The 15,521-nt window shown below is 60.7% G+C and carries 13 protein-coding genes; 4 read left to right on the top strand and 9 right to left on the bottom strand.

The genetic code is table 11. The features are described 5' to 3' along the window. The first annotated feature begins 187 nt into the window (after positions 1-187). Together epsC and betT are read left to right on the top strand one after the other, a co-directional pair. The gene (epsC, locus tag MMG91_RS10635) at positions 188-1,114 is read left to right on the top strand and encodes a serine O-acetyltransferase EpsC (protein ID WP_305479709.1); all 927 of its coding nucleotides are present in this window, start codon (positions 188-190) and stop codon (positions 1,112-1,114) included. A 309-nt stretch (positions 1,115-1,423) separates the two neighbouring features. Beyond that, on the top strand, positions 1,424-3,418 hold the full coding sequence (gene betT, locus MMG91_RS10630; protein ID WP_310659547.1) for a choline transporter BetT: 1,995 nt from the start codon (positions 1,424-1,426) through the stop codon (positions 3,416-3,418). 25 nt (positions 3,419-3,443) lie between these two features. On the opposite strand, the gene MMG91_RS10625 is transcribed toward betT, so the two are convergent. Beyond that, a complete protein-coding gene (locus MMG91_RS10625; RefSeq protein ID WP_305447764.1) occupies positions 3,444-3,704 on the bottom strand; it encodes a hypothetical protein in 261 nt (86 codons plus the stop codon). A 162-nt stretch (positions 3,705-3,866) separates the two neighbouring features. Further along, positions 3,867-4,607, bottom strand: a complete 741-nt coding sequence (locus tag MMG91_RS10620) for an SDR family oxidoreductase (protein WP_310659546.1) — start codon at positions 4,605-4,607, stop codon at positions 3,867-3,869. Positions 4,608-4,730: 123 nt separating this feature from the next. On the opposite strand from MMG91_RS10620, the gene MMG91_RS10615 reads away from it, so the two are divergent. Next, positions 4,731-5,621 (top strand): LysR family transcriptional regulator, encoded by an 891-nt coding sequence (locus tag MMG91_RS10615; RefSeq protein ID WP_310659545.1) that lies wholly within the window; start codon positions 4,731-4,733, stop codon positions 5,619-5,621. A gap of 268 nt (positions 5,622-5,889) precedes the next feature. Beyond that, positions 5,890-6,927: an L-glyceraldehyde 3-phosphate reductase gene (gene mgrA / locus MMG91_RS10610; protein ID WP_305447767.1), complete on the top strand. Its 1,038-nt coding sequence runs from the start codon at positions 5,890-5,892 to the stop codon at positions 6,925-6,927. A 90-nt stretch (positions 6,928-7,017) separates the two neighbouring features. Here mgrA and tauD read toward each other — a convergent pair whose 3' ends face one another. The 7 genes from tauD to MMG91_RS10575 form a co-directional block, all read right to left on the bottom strand. After that, a complete protein-coding gene (tauD, locus tag MMG91_RS10605; RefSeq protein WP_310659544.1) occupies positions 7,018-7,860 on the bottom strand; it encodes a taurine dioxygenase in 843 nt (280 codons plus the stop codon). 70 nt (positions 7,861-7,930) lie between these two features. Continuing rightward, complete coding sequence (gene tauC / locus MMG91_RS10600; RefSeq protein WP_310659543.1) at positions 7,931-8,764, bottom strand: taurine ABC transporter permease TauC; 834 nt, start codon at positions 8,762-8,764, stop codon at positions 7,931-7,933. Continuing rightward, positions 8,761-9,555, bottom strand: coding sequence for a taurine ABC transporter ATP-binding subunit (gene tauB / locus MMG91_RS10595; RefSeq protein ID WP_305447770.1), 795 nt, complete (start codon positions 9,553-9,555; stop codon positions 8,761-8,763). The genes tauC and tauB overlap by 4 nt, the downstream gene beginning before the upstream one ends. A 16-nt stretch (positions 9,556-9,571) precedes the next feature. Continuing rightward, the gene (gene tauA / locus MMG91_RS10590) at positions 9,572-10,549 is read right to left on the bottom strand and encodes a taurine ABC transporter substrate-binding protein (RefSeq protein ID WP_305447771.1); all 978 of its coding nucleotides are present in this window, start codon (positions 10,547-10,549) and stop codon (positions 9,572-9,574) included. A gap of 273 nt (positions 10,550-10,822) precedes the next feature. Continuing rightward, entirely contained in the window at positions 10,823-12,406 is a 1,584-nt protein-coding gene (gene gshA / locus MMG91_RS10585) for a glutamate--cysteine ligase (RefSeq protein WP_305447772.1), read from the bottom strand. Between the two features lie 293 nt (positions 12,407-12,699). Next, positions 12,700-13,083 carry a PaaI family thioesterase gene (locus tag MMG91_RS10580; protein WP_305447773.1) on the bottom strand — a complete coding sequence of 128 codons (384 nt, stop codon included), beginning with the start codon at positions 13,081-13,083 and terminating at the stop codon, positions 12,700-12,702. Beyond that, on the bottom strand, positions 13,083-15,407 hold the full coding sequence (locus tag MMG91_RS10575; RefSeq protein ID WP_310659542.1) for a Tex family protein: 2,325 nt from the start codon (positions 15,405-15,407) through the stop codon (positions 13,083-13,085). Before MMG91_RS10575 ends, MMG91_RS10580 begins: the two co-directional genes overlap by 1 nt. Positions 15,408-15,521 lie beyond the last annotated feature (114 nt).

Here is a 15,521-nt window from a genome sequence, read left to right as displayed (position 1 = left end):
TCCGTACTGGCGGAGGAAGATGTCAGGACTATAGGCACGGGTATTTTGTGGGGCAACTGCCAATCGCTTATAGCCAAAAGTATTGAGCACAGCACTATTGGTTCTTAATTCGGCCGCCAGCCGTTGCCGTAAAGTAATCGCGGTTAACGCGGCCAGACAGTCCGGCCGCCCGTGAGGAGTTTTTACCGTGAGCGAGCGTTCCAGCCATTGGCAATTGCAGACCATCGTCAGCCAACTGCGTACGGCGCGCGACCAGTGGCGCGCACAAAACGGCCGTGCCAGCGGCGAGCAGGGCGGTCGCGAGTTGCCGTCCCGAGCGGCCATGGCGGACATTCTCGAAGCCTTGTGCGGTGCGCTGTTCCCGATGCGCTTGGGCCCGGTGGATTTGCGCGAGGAAAGTGAAGATTTCTACGTCGGCCACACACTCGACGTGGCACTGAACGCGTTGCTGGCTCAGGCGCGGCTCGAACTGCGTTACGCCGCGCGCCATGGTGCCCGGGCCGACACTGAAGTCGAAGCCAGGGCCATCGAGATCATTCAGGACTTCGCCCTCGCCCTGCCAGGATTGCGCAGCCTGTTGGACACCGATGTGCTGGCCGCCTATCACGGCGATCCGGCGGCCCGCAGTGTCGATGAAGTGTTGCTCTGCTACCCGGGGATTCTGGCGGTGATTCACCATCGTCTGGCCCATCATTTGTATCGCGCCGGCTTGCCGCTGCTGGCGCGGATCAGCGCGGAAATCGCCCATTCGGCCACCGGCATCGACATCCATCCGGGGGCGCAGATCGGTCGCAGTTTCTTCATCGATCACGGGACGGGTGTGGTGATCGGCGAGACCGCGATCATTGGCGAGCGCGTGCGGATTTATCAGGCGGTGACCTTGGGCGCCAAGCGCTTCCCGGCGGACGAAGACGGCCAGTTGCAGAAGGGCCATCCGCGGCATCCGATCGTCGAGGACGATGTGGTGATCTATGCCGGCGCGACGATTCTGGGACGGATCACCATCGGCAAGGGCTCAACCATCGGCGGCAACGTCTGGCTGACCCGCAGTGTGCCGGCGGGGTGCAACCTGACCCAGGCGAATCTGCAGCATGATGATGGGACGCAAAAGTAAGTAAGTTCCTCACCTGATCGTTCCCACGCTCCGCGTCCGCTCTTGATGTGACGCAAAGCGTCACGGGCTGCACTCCCTCCCAGAGCGTGGGAACGATCATCCTCCAAACCCCGCGTCATATCCTTCCTTGAACTAGCGTACAAAACGCACCGCCGAGCCCTAGGATTAGTCCTTAGCCCCCTATCCATGTTTAACTTGAACGCTCATTCAAGTTAAACCGCCGGTTTGCTGCCCGCTCACAACAGGAGGCTTGCCTTTGCCGAGTCCGTTATTGATTGCCCTGTTTCACCCCCTTGAGGTGCCCCTTTCATGAGTGCACCGTCCACCTCCGCAAGCGGCCAGGTCCGCATGAATCCGCCGGTGTTTTATTTCGCGGCGACCTTTATTTTGTTGTTCGCCGTGGTGGTCATGGCGATACCCGAACAGGCCGGTGCCTGGCTGTTGCAAGCGCAAAACTGGGCGGCCAATACGGTCGGCTGGTATTACATGCTCGCGATGACGCTGTATCTGGTCTTCGTGGTGGTCACCGCCTTGTCCGGCTACGGCAAGATCAAGCTCGGTGCCGACCACGACGAGCCCGAATTCAGCTACCTGTCCTGGGCCGGCATGCTGTTCGCCGCCGGGATCAGCATCACGTTGTTCTTCTTTTGCGTGTCCGAACCGCTGACGCACCTGGCGCAACCGCCGCAAGGCGAGGCCGGAACGGCGGATGCGGCGCGTCAGGCGATGCAGATTCTGTTTCTGCACTGGGGCCTGCACGGTTGGGGCGTGTTCGCCTTCGTCGGCATGGCGCTGGCCTATTTCGCCTATCGACATAACCTGCCGCTGGCCCTGCGTTCGGCGCTGTACCCGCTGATCGGCAAGCGCATCAACGGCCCCATCGGCTACGCGGTGGACGGCTTCGGCATCATCGCCACGGTGTTCGGCCTCGGCGCCGACATGGGCTTTGGCGTGCTGCACCTCAACTCGGGCCTGGACTACCTGTTCGGCATTGCTCATACCCAGTGGATTCAGGTCGGCCTGATCACGTTGATGATGGGCGCGGCGATCATCGTCGCGGTGTCCGGCGTCGATAAAGGCGTGCGAGTGATGTCCGACATCAACATGCTGCTGGCCTGTGCGCTGCTGCTGTTCGTGTTGTTTGCCGGCCCTACCCAGCACTTGCTCAATACGCTGATCCAGAACATCGGGGATTACCTCGGCGCCTTGCCGATGAAGAGTTTCGACCTTTACGCCTATGACAAACCCAGCGACTGGCTGGGCGGCTGGACGGTGTTCTACTGGGCTTGGTGGATTGCATGGTCGCCGTTCGTGGGCCTGTTCATCGCGAGGATTTCCCGTGGTCGGACCATCCGCGAATTTGTCTTCGGCGTGCTGCTGATCCCGCTCGGTTTCACCCTGGCGTGGATGTCGATCTTCGGCAACAGCGCCATCGACCAGGTCCTCAACCACGGCATGAGCGCACTCGGCATGTCGGCCATCGACAACCCGTCGATGACCCTGTACCTGCTACTGGAAACCTACCCGTGGAGCAAAACCGTAATTGCGGTCACGGTGTTCATCAGCTTCGTATTCTTCGTGACCTCCGCCGATTCGGGCACCGTGGTGTTGTCGACCTTGTCCGCCAAGGGCGGTAACCCGGATGAAGACGGGCCGAAATGGCTGCGAGTGTTCTGGGGCGCGATGACTGCGCTGGTGACCAGCGCGCTGCTGTTCTCCGGCAGCATCGACGCATTGAAGTCAGCGGTGGTGCTGACCTCGTTGCCGTTCTCGATGATTTTGCTACTGATGATGTGGGGACTGCACAAGGCGTTTTATCTGGAATCGCAGAAGCAGATCGCGCAACTGCATTCCCTCGCGCCTGTGTCTGGAGCTCGGCGGGGTGGTTGGCGTCAGCGCTTGAGTCAGGCGGTGCATTTCCCGTCGCGCGATGAGGTCTATCGCTTCCTCGATACCACGGTGCGCCCGGCGATTGAAGAGGTGACGGCAGTGTTCGTCGAGAAGGGCTTGCACGTGGTCACTCAGCCAGATCCGGCCAATGACAACGTCAGCCTGGAGATCGGTCATGGCGAGCTGCATCCGTTCATTTATCAGGTGCAGATGCGCGGGTACTTCACCCCGTCCTTCGCGCGGGGCGGCATGGGGTCCAAGCAACTCAACAACCGCCGTTATCACCGCGCCGAAGTGCATTTGAGCGAGGGCAGTCAGGACTACGATCTGGTGGGTTATACCAAGGATCAGGTGATCAACGACATCCTCGACCAGTACGAACGGCACATGCAGTTCCTGCATCTGGTGCGTTGATTGAGGAGGGGGCGCTGACGTCTTGTCAGGCGTCAGTGCTCATCGCCATGAACAACACCAGCGCCGCCACCGGTACGCCGAATACCGCGCTACCCACCACCAGTTCCGTGCTCAACGGCTGGCCGGCGTTGACCATGCCGACCGCGCCGTTGATCAAGGTCAACGCCAGCCACAGCACGACAAAGCTGTAGGCCAGGGTCTGGCGGGGGAAACCGATTTTCTCGCCGATGAACAGCATCAGCGCCAGAAGGACCAGGCCGAAGAAGATGATGATGGTGGTGTGCATGATGCGGTTCCGCCTTCAGGTGTGTGTTGTCCTTGAGGCCGCCTTCGCGGGCAAGCCTCGCTCCTACACATTCAGTGTCGTTCATGTCTGGCACAAAACCTGTAGGAGCGAGGCTTGCCCGCGAAGGCGCCCTTACTGCTCACCCCAATACATCGAGCATAGTTAAACCAACCCCCCATTCGCCCGCAGAATTTGCCCATTCACCCACGCCGAGTCCGGACCCACCAGAAACGACACAACGCGAGCAATATCCTCCGGCTGAGCCAAACGCTCCAGTGGAGGCATTTTGGCGAAATTCTGGATCTGCTCTTCACTCTTGCCGTGCAAAAACAGCTCCGTCGCCACCGGGCCAGGGGCCACGGCATTAACGGTGATGTTGCGACCACGCATTTCCTTGGCGAACACCTGGGTCAGGGATTCCACTGCTGCCTTGCTGGCGATGTACACCGCGTAGCCGGGCAAGTTAAGGCCAACGGTGCTGCTGGAGAAGTTGATGATCCGGCCGCCGCTGTTCAGGCGGGTTGCCGCTTCACGCAAGGTGTTGAACGTGCCGCGCGCGTGGATGTTGAAAGTCTGGTCGAACAGTTCATCCGTGTGTTGCGCCAGCGGCATCACTTTGAGAATGCCGGCGTTGTTGATCAGCACATCGACCTTGCCCAGTTGCGCTTCGGTCTCGTCGAACAACCGGCGCACGTCGTCGGCATTGGCCACGTCAGCCTTGACCGCTATGGCCTGATGCCCGGCCTGACGCAACTCCACCACCAGTTTTGATGCTTGCGTGGCGCTGTTGGCGTAGTTGATGGCGACGGCGAAATCTTCGCTAGCGAGTTGTCTGGCGATCACGGCACCGATACCGCGGGAGGCGCCGGTCACGATGGCAACTTTCGAAGTTGGAGTAGTCATGGCGTTGATTCCTTGGAGTGGTTTGAAGTGGAGCCAGACTCACATGTTTACTCAGGGCGATAAATGCATGAGAGTTGGTTTGACTGTTCAATAATCGCCAACAATCGACCGTCAGGAGCCCGCATGGATCAAGTCAAAGCGATGAAGATTTTCGTGCGGATCTACGAGCGCAGCAGCTTCACACTGGCGGCCCATGACCTGAACCTGCCGCGGGCAACCCTGACTCACACGCTGAATCAGTTCGAAGCCTGGCTCGGCACTCGTTTACTTGAGCGCAGCACCCGCAAGGTGCGTCCTACGCTGGATGGCGAGGCGTACTACTTGCGTTGCGTGCAGTTGCTGGCGGAACTGGAAGAAGCCGAACTGGCATTCCGCAGCGTGGCGCCGAAAGGGCGGTTGCGAGTGGACCTGCACGGCACCTTGGCCAAGCACTTCGTGATCCCGGCGTTGCCGCAATTCATGGCGCGTTACCCGGACATCGAACTGTCCATCAGCGAGGCCGATCGCTTCGTCGACCTGATCGCAGAAGGCGTTGATTGCGTGTTACGCGCCGGTACCTTGGGCGACTCTGCGCTGATAGGTAAACGTGTCGCCAACCTGCGCCAGATCACCTGCGCCAGCCCCGCCTACCTGCGCAAATATGGCGAACCGAAAAACCTCGAAGACCTGAAAAAACACCGCGCGGTGAACTACGTTTCGCGCACCACCGCGAAGTTGTTTCCGTTTGAATTCATGATCGATGGCGAGCTGAAAGAAGTGGCCATCGATGGCGCGTTGTCGGTGTTCGGTGCGGAGATTTACGCAGCCTCGGCGATAGCAGGCCTGGGCCTTATACAGTGCCCGCGTTACCGAATGGAAACGCTGATTTCCCAAGGGGTGGTGCAGGAAATCCTGGTCGACACACCACCGCCACCGATGCCGGTTTCCGTGTTGTATCCCCATAACAAACACATGTCGCCACGGGTTCGGGTGTTTGTGGATTGGTTGGGAGAGGTGTTTGCGGAGGCTCAGTAACTGCCGGCCCACCGATCGTTCCCATGCTCCGCGTGGGAATGCCTCAACGGACGCTCTGCGTTCGGCTTTGGATGGGACGCGGAGCGTCCCGGGCTACATTCCCACGCAGAGCGTGGGAACGATCAGTACGGAGTTATTCAGCCGTCGAAGATCTGTGAAACGTTTCAGCATTTTCTCGAGTCCGAGGTTTATCGGCGTTTGTCCGGCGTATGCTGGGCAACTTGCAAAGCAGTCGATACCACATTCAAGACAGACAAGAGAGGATTCGATGACCTACACCGCTGCCGAAAACCGCTACGATTCCATCCCTTACCGCCGTGTAGGCCGCAGCGGGCTGGTGCTGCCGGCGTTATCCCTGGGCTTGTGGCACAACTTCGGCGACAGTACGCCGATCGACACCCAGCGCTCGTTGCTGCGCACGGCGTTCGATCTCGGTATCAACCATTTCGACCTGGCCAACAACTACGGCCCGCCGTATGGCAGCGCCGAGATCAACTTCGGTCGTTTGCTGCGCGAAGACTTCAAGCAGTACCGCGACGAGTTGATCATCTCCAGCAAGGCCGGTTGGGATATGTGGGCCGGCCCTTACGGTCAGGGCGGTGGTTCGCGTAAATACATATTGGCCAGCCTCGACCAGAGCCTGCAGCGCCTGGGCCTCGACTACGTAGACATCTTCTATTCCCACCGCTTCGATCCGGACACACCGCTGGAAGAAACCGCCAGCGCACTGGCCACTGCGGTGCAGCAGGGCAAGGCGCTGTACATCGGCATCTCGTCCTATTCCGGAGTGAAAACCCGTGAAATCGCTGGGTTGCTGAAAGAGTGGAAAGTGCCGTTGCTGATACACCAACCGGCCTACAACCTGCTGAATCGCTGGGTCGAAAAGGACCTGCTGGACACCACCGATGAACTCGGCACCGGCGTGATCGCCTTCACGCCATTGGCTCAGGGGCTGTTGACCGACAAGTACCTCAATGGGGTGCCAGCGGATGCGCGGGTCAATCGACCGGGCGGTGGTTCGTTGCAGGCGTCGCACCTGTCCGAAGCCAACATCGCCCATGTGCGGGCGCTCAATGAAATCGCCAAACGCCGCGGTCAGAGCCTGGCGCAGTTGGCGCTGGCCTGGACCCTGCGCGACCCGCGGGTGACCTCGGCGCTGATCGGCGCGAGCCGGCCGGAGCAGATCATCGAGAACGTCGGGGCGTTGAAGAATCTGAGTTTTAGCGTGGAAGAATTGGCGGAGATTGACCGGTTTGCCCAAGAGGGTGGGATCAATTTGTGGGAGAAGCCTTCGACGGCTGAGTAACTCCGTACTGATCGTTCCCACGCTCTGCGTGGGAATGCCGCCCGGGACGCTCCGCGTCCCATCCAAAGCCGAGCGCGTTCAACGATCGGCTCACCGGAAGAAAGGCACATCCCCCAACACGGTTGCCCGCTGCATGACCCGACGCGCCGGGCGGTAATCATCCACCGCGTGATGCTGGGTCACACGATTGTCCCAGAATGCAATGTCGTCTTTCTTCCAGCGCCAGCGGATGGTGAATTCCGGCCGTGTGGTGTGGGCGAACAGGAATTTCAGAATCACCTCGCTTTCCGTCTCCGACAGTTCATTGATCTTCGACGTGAACCCTTCATTGACGAACAACGACCGACGCCCGCTCACCGGGTGCGTACGAATCACCGGGTGCGATAACGGTGGGTTCTTGCGCTGGGCTTCTTCCCACTGGGCCAAGGCTTCTGGCGTGTTGCCATAACGCTCCAGCGGGAAGGAACGTGTGAAATCGTGAGTAGCGGTCAACCCTTCGAGCAGAGTTTTCATCGGTGCCGATAACGCTTCATACGCCGCAATACCACTGGCCCACAGCGTGTCGCCACCGAACTCCGGCAGCAGTTTGGCGCTGAGCACCGCGCCCATCGCCGGGGTCGGCAGGAAGGTCACGTCGGTGTGCCAGATCGCATTGTCCCGCACGTCGGTGACGGCGGTGTCGAGGATCAGCACTTCCGGCTGCTCCGGCACGTTCGGGTAGATCGGGTGGATGTGCAGGTCGCCGAAATAGGCGGCGAATCGCGCTTGCTGCTGCGGCTCGATCGGCTGGTCGCGGAAGAACAGCACTTGATGCTTGAGCAGTGCCTGCTCGATGGCGTCGCGTTGTTCCACGTTCAGCGGCTGGCTGATATCGACACCGCTGATTTGCGCGCCGAGGGCGGAGCTTAAAGGGAAGATTGTCAGGTGGCTCATGGTGGTTCTCTTCAATCCGGGGCGTCGAGCTGTTTGTGGGAGCGAGCAAGCTCGCTCCCACAATGAATATTCAGTGAGCCTGGCCGTGCCATGGCACCAGTTTGCGTTGCAGCGCCCGCAAGCCCATTTCCATGGCGCAGGCGATCAGCGCGATCACCAGAATCCCCAGCACCACCACATCGGTGACCAGGAATTGCGCGGCCGACTGCACCATGAAGCCCAAACCGCTGGTGGCGGCGATCAGTTCGGCGGCGACCAGCGTCGACCAACCCACACCCAGCCCAATCCGCACGCCGGTCAAAATGTCCGGCAAGGCACTGGGCAGAATCACATACCGGATCAACTGCGCCCGAGTCGCGCCAAACGACTGCGCGGCGCGCAATTTGGCCGGGTCGACGGTACGCACGCCCGTGGCGGTGGCAATCGCGATCGGGGCGAAGATCGCCAGGTAGATCAACAAGACTTTCGACAACTCACCGATACCGCACCAGATCACGATCAGCGGCAAATACGCCAGCGGCGGAATCGGGCGGTAGAACTCGATCAGCGGATCGAGAATGCCGCGAGCGATGCGGTTGTGGCCGATGGCGATGCCCACCGGCACGGCGGTCAGCACGGCGAAACCAAGGCCCAGGCCAATACGGCTGAGGCTCGCGCCCAAGTGTTGCCACAAGGTCGAATCCATGTAGCCAGTGGTCACCAGCAGCCAGCCTTTTTGCAGCACGGCGGAGGGTGGCGGCAGGAACAACGGTTCGATCAAACCGGTGGCGGTGACGGCCCACCAAATGGCAACGAGAGCGATCAGCGTCAGTACGCTGATCCAGCGCGTGTTCAAACTGCGACGCAGCGCAATGACCGTCGAGCCCGGTTTAACCGTCGCGGCGGGAATTTCATAGGTGCTCATGCGCGCTCCTGCCGCTGGACGGCACTGCGTTGGGAGAACACTTTGGCGAGCACGTGTTCGCGGGTTTCGATAAAGCGCGGGTCGGATTTGATCGCCCGCGCCGATTCGCCGGCGGCGTAACGCTGACCGAAGTCCAGGCTCAGACGCTCGACGATTTGCCCAGGATTTGGCGCCAACAGAATCAGATCCGTGGCGAGGAACACCGCTTCTTCAATGTCGTGGGTAATCAGGAACACCGGTTTGGCAGTGCGTTGCCAGACTTGCAGCAACAGCTCCTGCATCTGTTCGCGAGTGAAGGCGTCGAGGGCGCCGAAGGGTTCGTCCATCAGCAACACCCGAGGGTCGGCGGCGAGGGCGCGGGCCAGGCCGACGCGTTGCTTCTGCCCGCCCGAGAGCTGCCAGATTCGGCGGTTTTCGAAACCGGAAAGGTCCACCAACGCGAGCATTTCCCGGGCGCGCTGTTCACGTTTTTCCCGCGGAGCGCCGGCCAGTTCCAGGCCGAAACCGACGTTGGCCAGCACGTCCTGCCAAGGCAGCAGGGCGTCGTCCTGAAACACCACGCCGCGCTCGGCGCTCGGGCCTTTGACTGGCACGCCGTCAAGGGTGATGCGCCCGGCAGTGGGCTCGACGAAACCGGCAATCAGGTTCAACAGCGAGGTCTTGCCACTGCCGGACGGGCCGAGGGCGACCAGCAACTGCCGGGGCCCCAGGCTCAGGGAAATATCCGCCAGCACAGGTTCCGTGCTGCCTGGGTACTGTGCGCAGATGCGCTCCAGCTGAAGCAAAGCCATCGCGGTTAACTCCCGATCAATTGGTGATGTATTTGGCGCTGACGTACGGCGCGTAGTCCGGCAGCACGGCCTCGACCTTGCCCTGTTCCTTGAGGAACACCGCGGTGTCGGTAATGGCCTTGGTGGTTGGCGCGCCGAGGGTGATCACCTGATCAGCCGCGAGCGGGAAGACGTTGCCTTGCAGCAGCAATGGAATGTCGCTGGCCTTGGCACCGGAGAGCTTCACCAGTTTGTCGACATTGCTTTGGTTGGCGAGCCAGGCTGTCGGGTCTTTGCGGTAGTCGGCGTAGGCATCGAGGGTCACTTTGGCGAACGCGGTGACGATTTCCGGGTGCTTCTGGGCGAAATCCTTACGCACGATCCAGGCATCGAAAGTCGGTGCGCCGAACTTGGCCAGTTCGCCCGAGGTGATCAGCACTTTGCCGTTTTCCTTGGCCACGCCGAGAGCTGGATCCCACACATAGGTGGCGTCGATATCACCGCGTTTCCACGCAGCGATGATGGCTGGCGGGGCAAGGTTGAGCACGGTGACTTTCGACGGGTCGATGTTCCAGTGTTTCAGCGCGGCCAGCAGGCTGTAGTGGCCGGTGGATACGAACGGTACGGCGATTTTCTTGCCAATCAGGTCTTGTGGAGTCTTGATCCCGGAACCGTCGCGAGCGACCAGCGCTTCGGCGGCACCGATCTGGGTGGCGATGAGGAAGGTTTCCACCGGGACTTTGCGGGTGATTGCCGCCGTCAGGGGGCTGGAGCCGAGGTAGCCGATTTGCACATCGCCGGAAGCGATGGCGGCAATGATGTCGGCGCCGTTGTCGAATTTGCGCCAGTCGATGTTGGCTTTGGTGGCTTTTTCGTAGGTGCCGTCGGCTTGGGCGACTTTGGCCGGGTCAACGGTGGTCTGGTAGGCGACGGTCACATCTGCCGCCTGAGCCAGGAAACTCGCCGAAGCCAGAAACGCGGCGGCCAGAAGGCGAAGAGGGGAAGTCAGTTTCATCGGGAAGCTCCTTGTCAGGCGACCGAGAGTCGGCGTGAAAAGGAGACTAAATGATATAAGAATCCGAAAATAAATAACTTTTTCGAATTATCTTATGAGCGGAAAATTCTAAGAGAGGCCGTTGTCGATCATTCCCACGCTCCGCGTGGGAATGCAGCCGGTGACGCTCCGCGTCACCTGGACACGGAGCGTCCCTTGAGGCATTACCACGCAGAGCGTGGGAACGATCGGAGCGAGGCTTGCCCGCGATAAGGTCCGCAGGATCTTCTGAGTCTAGTTGCTGATCGCCAGAATACTCGCCTGATACGCCCCGACAAACACATCGAAATCGCCGACTTCGTTCTGTTCCAGCTCCACTTGTTGAGCCAGCGACGAGCGCGCCAGCTCTTCAAATCTAGCCTGTTCTTCGCCTGAAAGCGGCTCGCTACGGAAAAATTCCGCATGCACCTGACTCTGACGCAAGGAGAACCGGGCAAAGCTTTCCTTGTGCTCGGCCATCGCCGCCAACACCTGAGCCGATGGTGTCAGGGACGAGTCCTTGACCTTGGCCAATTGTGCGTCCAGTGCCTTGCTGTGGGCATCGCCGCCATGGCTTTGATCCAGCAATGCTGCTAATGGCGCAATCTTTTCCAGCAATTCGCCGGCCCATTCCTTCAGGTCTACCGGGTGCCCGTCGCGTTGCAACTGCAGGCCCGGACGACGACCTTCCTTGACCACGCTGAGGAAGTTCGACGTCGCGTTGCCGCAGCTGGTACTGGTCAACAGCGGGCTGTCGTTCAGCGCGCAATACAGCAGGAATGCGTCGAGGAACCGTGACTCGGTGAGGTCGATGCCCATCGGCAGGAACGGGTTGATGTCCAGGCAGCGCACTTCGACGTACTGAATGCCACGGGCCACCAGCGCCTGGATCGGCCGTTCGCCGGTATAGGTCACGCGCTTCGGACGGATGTTGGAGTAGTACTCGTTTTCGATCTGCAGGATGTTGGTGTTGAGCTGAACCCACTCACCGTCCTGGTGCGTACCGATCTCGACGTACGGCGGGTAAGGTGTAGCCACCGCTTTGCGCAGGCTGTCGGTGTAGCTGGTCAGATCGTTGTAGCACGGTGTCAGACCGGCCTGGGCGTTGCTCTGGTAACCCAGGTCGCTCATGCGCAGGCTGGTGGCGTACGGCAGGTACAAGGTGTCCGGGTCCAGCTGTTCCAGTTGATGCGAGCGACCACGCAGGAAACCGGCGTCCAGCGCAGGCGAGGCGCCGAACAGGTACATCAGCAGCCAGCTGTAGCGACGGAAGTTGCGGATCAGCGCGATGTAGGCCGACGACTGATAATCGCGATCGGTGCCGACAAAGCCTTCAGCCTCTTTAAGCAGCGGCCAGAGCTTTTCCGGCAGGGAAAAGTTGTAGTGGATCCCGGCGATGCACTGCATGGTCTTGCCGTAACGCAGCGCCAGGCCCTTGCGATAGACGTACTTGAGCTGACCAATGTTGGAGGTGCCGTAATAAGCGATCGGGATGTCTTCCTCGGCCGGCAACGGGCACGGCATCGAGGGACTCCACAGGTACTCGTTGCCTAGCTTGCTGTAGGCAAACCGATGGATCTTATCGAGGCTCGCCAGGGTATCCGCCGGGTCTGGCAGGGCTGGCGTAATGAACTCCAGCAGCGACTCGGAGTAGTCAGTGGTGATTTGTTCGTTGGTCAGCGCGGAACCCAATGCTTCGGGGTGCGGCGTTTGCGCCAGGCGCCCTTCGCCCGTCACACGCAGGCATTCACGTTCGATGCCGTGAAGGCACTGTTCGAGCAGAGAGAGGTTAGCGCGCTCGCCGAGCAGAGCCAGGCGGCGGTTGAGAAGTTCGCTCAAGTTGGATTCCTTCACGCGTCAGTCGCCCCAATATGGGGGTGGGCAAGACGGTCTACAAGGGTGAAGTTGAAACTGGCGTTTTCGCCTGGTTTTCGGGCCGCACTGGCCTGCTGTCAGCCAGCCAGGAATTGATCGCCGCAATCCCCTGTGGGAGCGGGCTTGCTCGCGAAGAGGGCGTGTCAGTCAACATTGAAGTTGCCAGACACACCGCCTTCGCGAGCAAGCCCGCTCCCACAGAAAACTCCGACGCTGCAGTCACAGCGCCGAAATTAACTCAAATTGATGATGGGGGGCTACAGGACAGCGAACGTGCCTTGTGCTTTTGCGACGAGTTTGTCGCCTTGCATCACGTCGGCTTCGACCACCAGCGTGCGGCGGCCCGGGTGGATCACCCGCGCCGTGCATATCACTTCACCGTCGGCGACGGCGCGGATGTAGTTGATCTTGCACTCAATGGTTGCGCTCTGCTGGTCAAAGCCGTGGGTGCTGGAACAGGCCAGCCCCATGGCAATGTCCACCAGACTGAACAAAGCGCCGCCGTGCAGTTTGCCGCCGCGATTGCGCAGTTCTGGTTCAAGCGCCAGGGCGACTTGCGCCACCCCGGTTTCCAGACTGTGCAAGCGACACCCCAGCAGCTTGAAAAACGCGCTTTCGGTCAAGCCGGCCGGGATCTCCATCAGCGCTTTTTCAACTGTTTGGCGTTGGCGAACAGCGAGGCCATGGCGTTGTTGGCCGGGGCCGCTGCCGTGGTTTCCTTGCGCGGTGCGGTGTTCTGGGATTGGCGTGGTGCCGAACCCGGACGCGCGCCACGGGCACCGTCGATCTTCTCGCCCGGGGTGTCGCTCATGCGCATCGACAGGCCAACGCGTTTGCGCGGGATGTCGACTTCCATGACCTTCACCTTGACCACATCACCGGCCTTCACCGCTTCGCGCGGATCCTTGATGAACTTCTCCGACAGCGCGGAGATGTGTACCAGACCGTCCTGATGCACGCCAATGTCGACGAAGGCGCCGAAGTTGGTCACGTTGGTGACCACGCCTTCGAGGATCATCCCCAGTTGCAGATCCTTGAGGTCTTCGACGCCTTCCTGGAACTCGGCGGTCTTGAACTCGGGACGCGGGTCGCGACCGGGTTTTTCCAGCTCTTGCAGGATGTCGGTGACTGTCGGCAGGCCGAACGTTTCGTCGGTGTACTTCTTCGGATCGAGACGCTTGAGGAAGCTCGCGTCGCCGATCAGCGAGCGAATGTCACGGTCGGTTTCAGCGGCAATACGCTGCACCAGCGGATAGGCTTCCGGGTGAACCGCGGACGAATCCAGCGGGTTGTCGCCGTTCATGACGCGCAGGAAGCCCGCTGCCTGTTCGAAGGTTTTTTCACCCAGACGCGCGACTTTTTTCAGCGCCGCACGGGTTTTGAAGGCGCCGTGCTCGTCGCGGTGGGTGACGATGTTCTGCGCCAGGGTCGCGTTGAGGCCGGAGATGCGCGCCAGTAGCGCCACGGAGGCGGTGTTGACGTCGACGCCCACGGCGTTCACGCAGTCCTCAACCACAGCGTCCAGGCCGCGTGCCAGTTTCTGCTGCGACACGTCGTGCTGGTACTGGCCGACACCGATGGATTTCGGATCGATCTTCACCAGCTCAGCCAGCGGATCCTGCAAGCGACGGGCTATCGACACCGCGCCACGGATCGATACGTCGAGGTCCGGGAATTCCTTGGAGGCCAGTTCCGACGCCGAGTACACCGATGCACCAGCCTCGGAGACCATGACCTTGGTCATCTTCATGGCTGGGTATTTTTTGATCAGCTCAGCGGCGAGCTTGTCGGTTTCACGGCTGGCGGTGCCGTTGCCGATGGCGATCAGGTCCACCGAATGCTTGGCGCACAGGGCAGCCAGAATCGCGATGGTCTGGTCCCACTTGTTGTGTGGCACGTGCGGGTAAACCGTGGCGTGATCCAGCAGCTTGCCGGTGGCATCGACCACGGCCACCTTGCAACCGGTGCGCAGGCCCGGGTCGAGGCCCAGGGTGGCACGCGGGCCGGCCGGAGCCGACAGCAGCAAGTCATGCAGGTTGTGTGCGAACACGTTGATCGCTTCGGTTTCCGCGCCATCGCGCAGCTCGCCCAGCAGGTCGGTTTCCAGGTGGGTGTAGAGCTTGACCTTCCAGGTCCAGCGCACCACTTCGCCCAGCCATTTGTCGGCGGCGCGGTTCTGGTTCTGAATGCCGAATTGCTGGCCGATCATGCCTTCGCACGGGTGCATGGTGCCCGGCAGTTCATCGCCGACTTTCAGTGCAGAGCTGAGAATGCCTTCGTTGCGGCCACGGAAAATCGCCAGTGCGCGGTGCGAAGGCATGCTTTTCAGCGGTTCGTCGTGTTCGAAATAGTCGCGGAACTTGGCGCCTTCCTCTTCCTTGCCAGCGATCACGCGGGCACTGAGGGTGGCTTCCTGCTTGAGGTAGTTGCGCAACTTGTCCAGCAGGCCGGCGTCTTCGGCGAAGCGCTCCATGAGGATGTACTTGGCGCCTTCAAGGGCGGCTTTCACATCGGCCACGCCTTTTTCGGCGTCGATGAAGCGCGCGGCTTCGGCTTCAGGGTTCAGGGTCGGGTCGTTGAACAGGCCGTCGGCCAGCTCGCCGAGGCCGGCTTCCAGGGCGATCTGGCCTTTGGTGCGGCGCTTTTGCTTGTACGGCAGGTACAAGTCTTCGAGACGGGTCTTGGTGTCGGCGAGTTTGATGTCGCGTTCGAGTTGCGGGGTCAGTTTGCCCTGCTCTTGAATGCTGGCGAGGATGCTGATACGCCGTTCGTCGAGTTCTCGCAGGTAGCGCAGACGCTCTTCCAGATGACGCAACTGGATGTCATCGAGGCTGCCGGTCACTTCTTTCCGGTAGCGGGCGATGAAGGGAACGGTAGAGCCTTCATCGAGTAGCGCGACGGCCGCTTCGACCTGTTGTGGGCGTACACCGAGTTCCTCGGCGATGCGGCTGTTGATGCTGTCCATAAAACCACCTGACAAATTGTGAAAGCAGGCTCGCAGGCGCAGAAATAAGGGCTCGGCGAGTCTGGTTGAGCGGCCTGGCGTGCGCCGCTACCTGAGCCAACAGGCTTCCCGTTG

Origin of the sequence: Pseudomonas sp. JL3 (assembly GCF_031570575.1) — a bacterium.
Lineage (GTDB): Bacteria > Pseudomonadota > Gammaproteobacteria > Pseudomonadales > Pseudomonadaceae > Aquipseudomonas > Aquipseudomonas cucumis.
This window is presented reverse-complemented; position numbering and strand designations above follow the sequence as displayed.

Excerpts from the sequence above, each read along its gene's own strand:
- tauA (WP_305447771.1), bottom strand. The coding sequence starts at position 10,549 with ATGAAACTGACTTCCCCTCTTCGCCTTCTGGCCGCCGCGTTTCTGGCT.
- MMG91_RS10625 (WP_305447764.1), bottom strand. The coding sequence starts at position 3,704 with ATGCACACCACCATCATCATCTTCTTCGGCCTGGTCCTTCTGGCGCTG.
- betT (WP_310659547.1), top strand. The coding sequence starts at position 1,424 with ATGAGTGCACCGTCCACCTCCGCAAGCGGCCAGGTCCGCATGAATCCG.
- tauC (WP_310659543.1), bottom strand. The coding sequence starts at position 8,764 with ATGAGCACCTATGAAATTCCCGCCGCGACGGTTAAACCGGGCTCGACG.
- mgrA (WP_305447767.1), top strand. The coding sequence starts at position 5,890 with ATGACCTACACCGCTGCCGAAAACCGCTACGATTCCATCCCTTACCGC.
- MMG91_RS10620 (WP_310659546.1), bottom strand. The coding sequence starts at position 4,607 with ATGACTACTCCAACTTCGAAAGTTGCCATCGTGACCGGCGCCTCCCGC.
- MMG91_RS10575 (WP_310659542.1), bottom strand. The coding sequence starts at position 15,407 with ATGGACAGCATCAACAGCCGCATCGCCGAGGAACTCGGTGTACGCCCA.
- MMG91_RS10580 (WP_305447773.1), bottom strand. The coding sequence starts at position 13,083 with ATGGAGATCCCGGCCGGCTTGACCGAAAGCGCGTTTTTCAAGCTGCTG.
- tauD (WP_310659544.1), bottom strand. The coding sequence starts at position 7,860 with ATGAGCCACCTGACAATCTTCCCTTTAAGCTCCGCCCTCGGCGCGCAA.
- tauB (WP_305447770.1), bottom strand. The coding sequence starts at position 9,555 with ATGGCTTTGCTTCAGCTGGAGCGCATCTGCGCACAGTACCCAGGCAGC.
- MMG91_RS10615 (WP_310659545.1), top strand. The coding sequence starts at position 4,731 with ATGGATCAAGTCAAAGCGATGAAGATTTTCGTGCGGATCTACGAGCGC.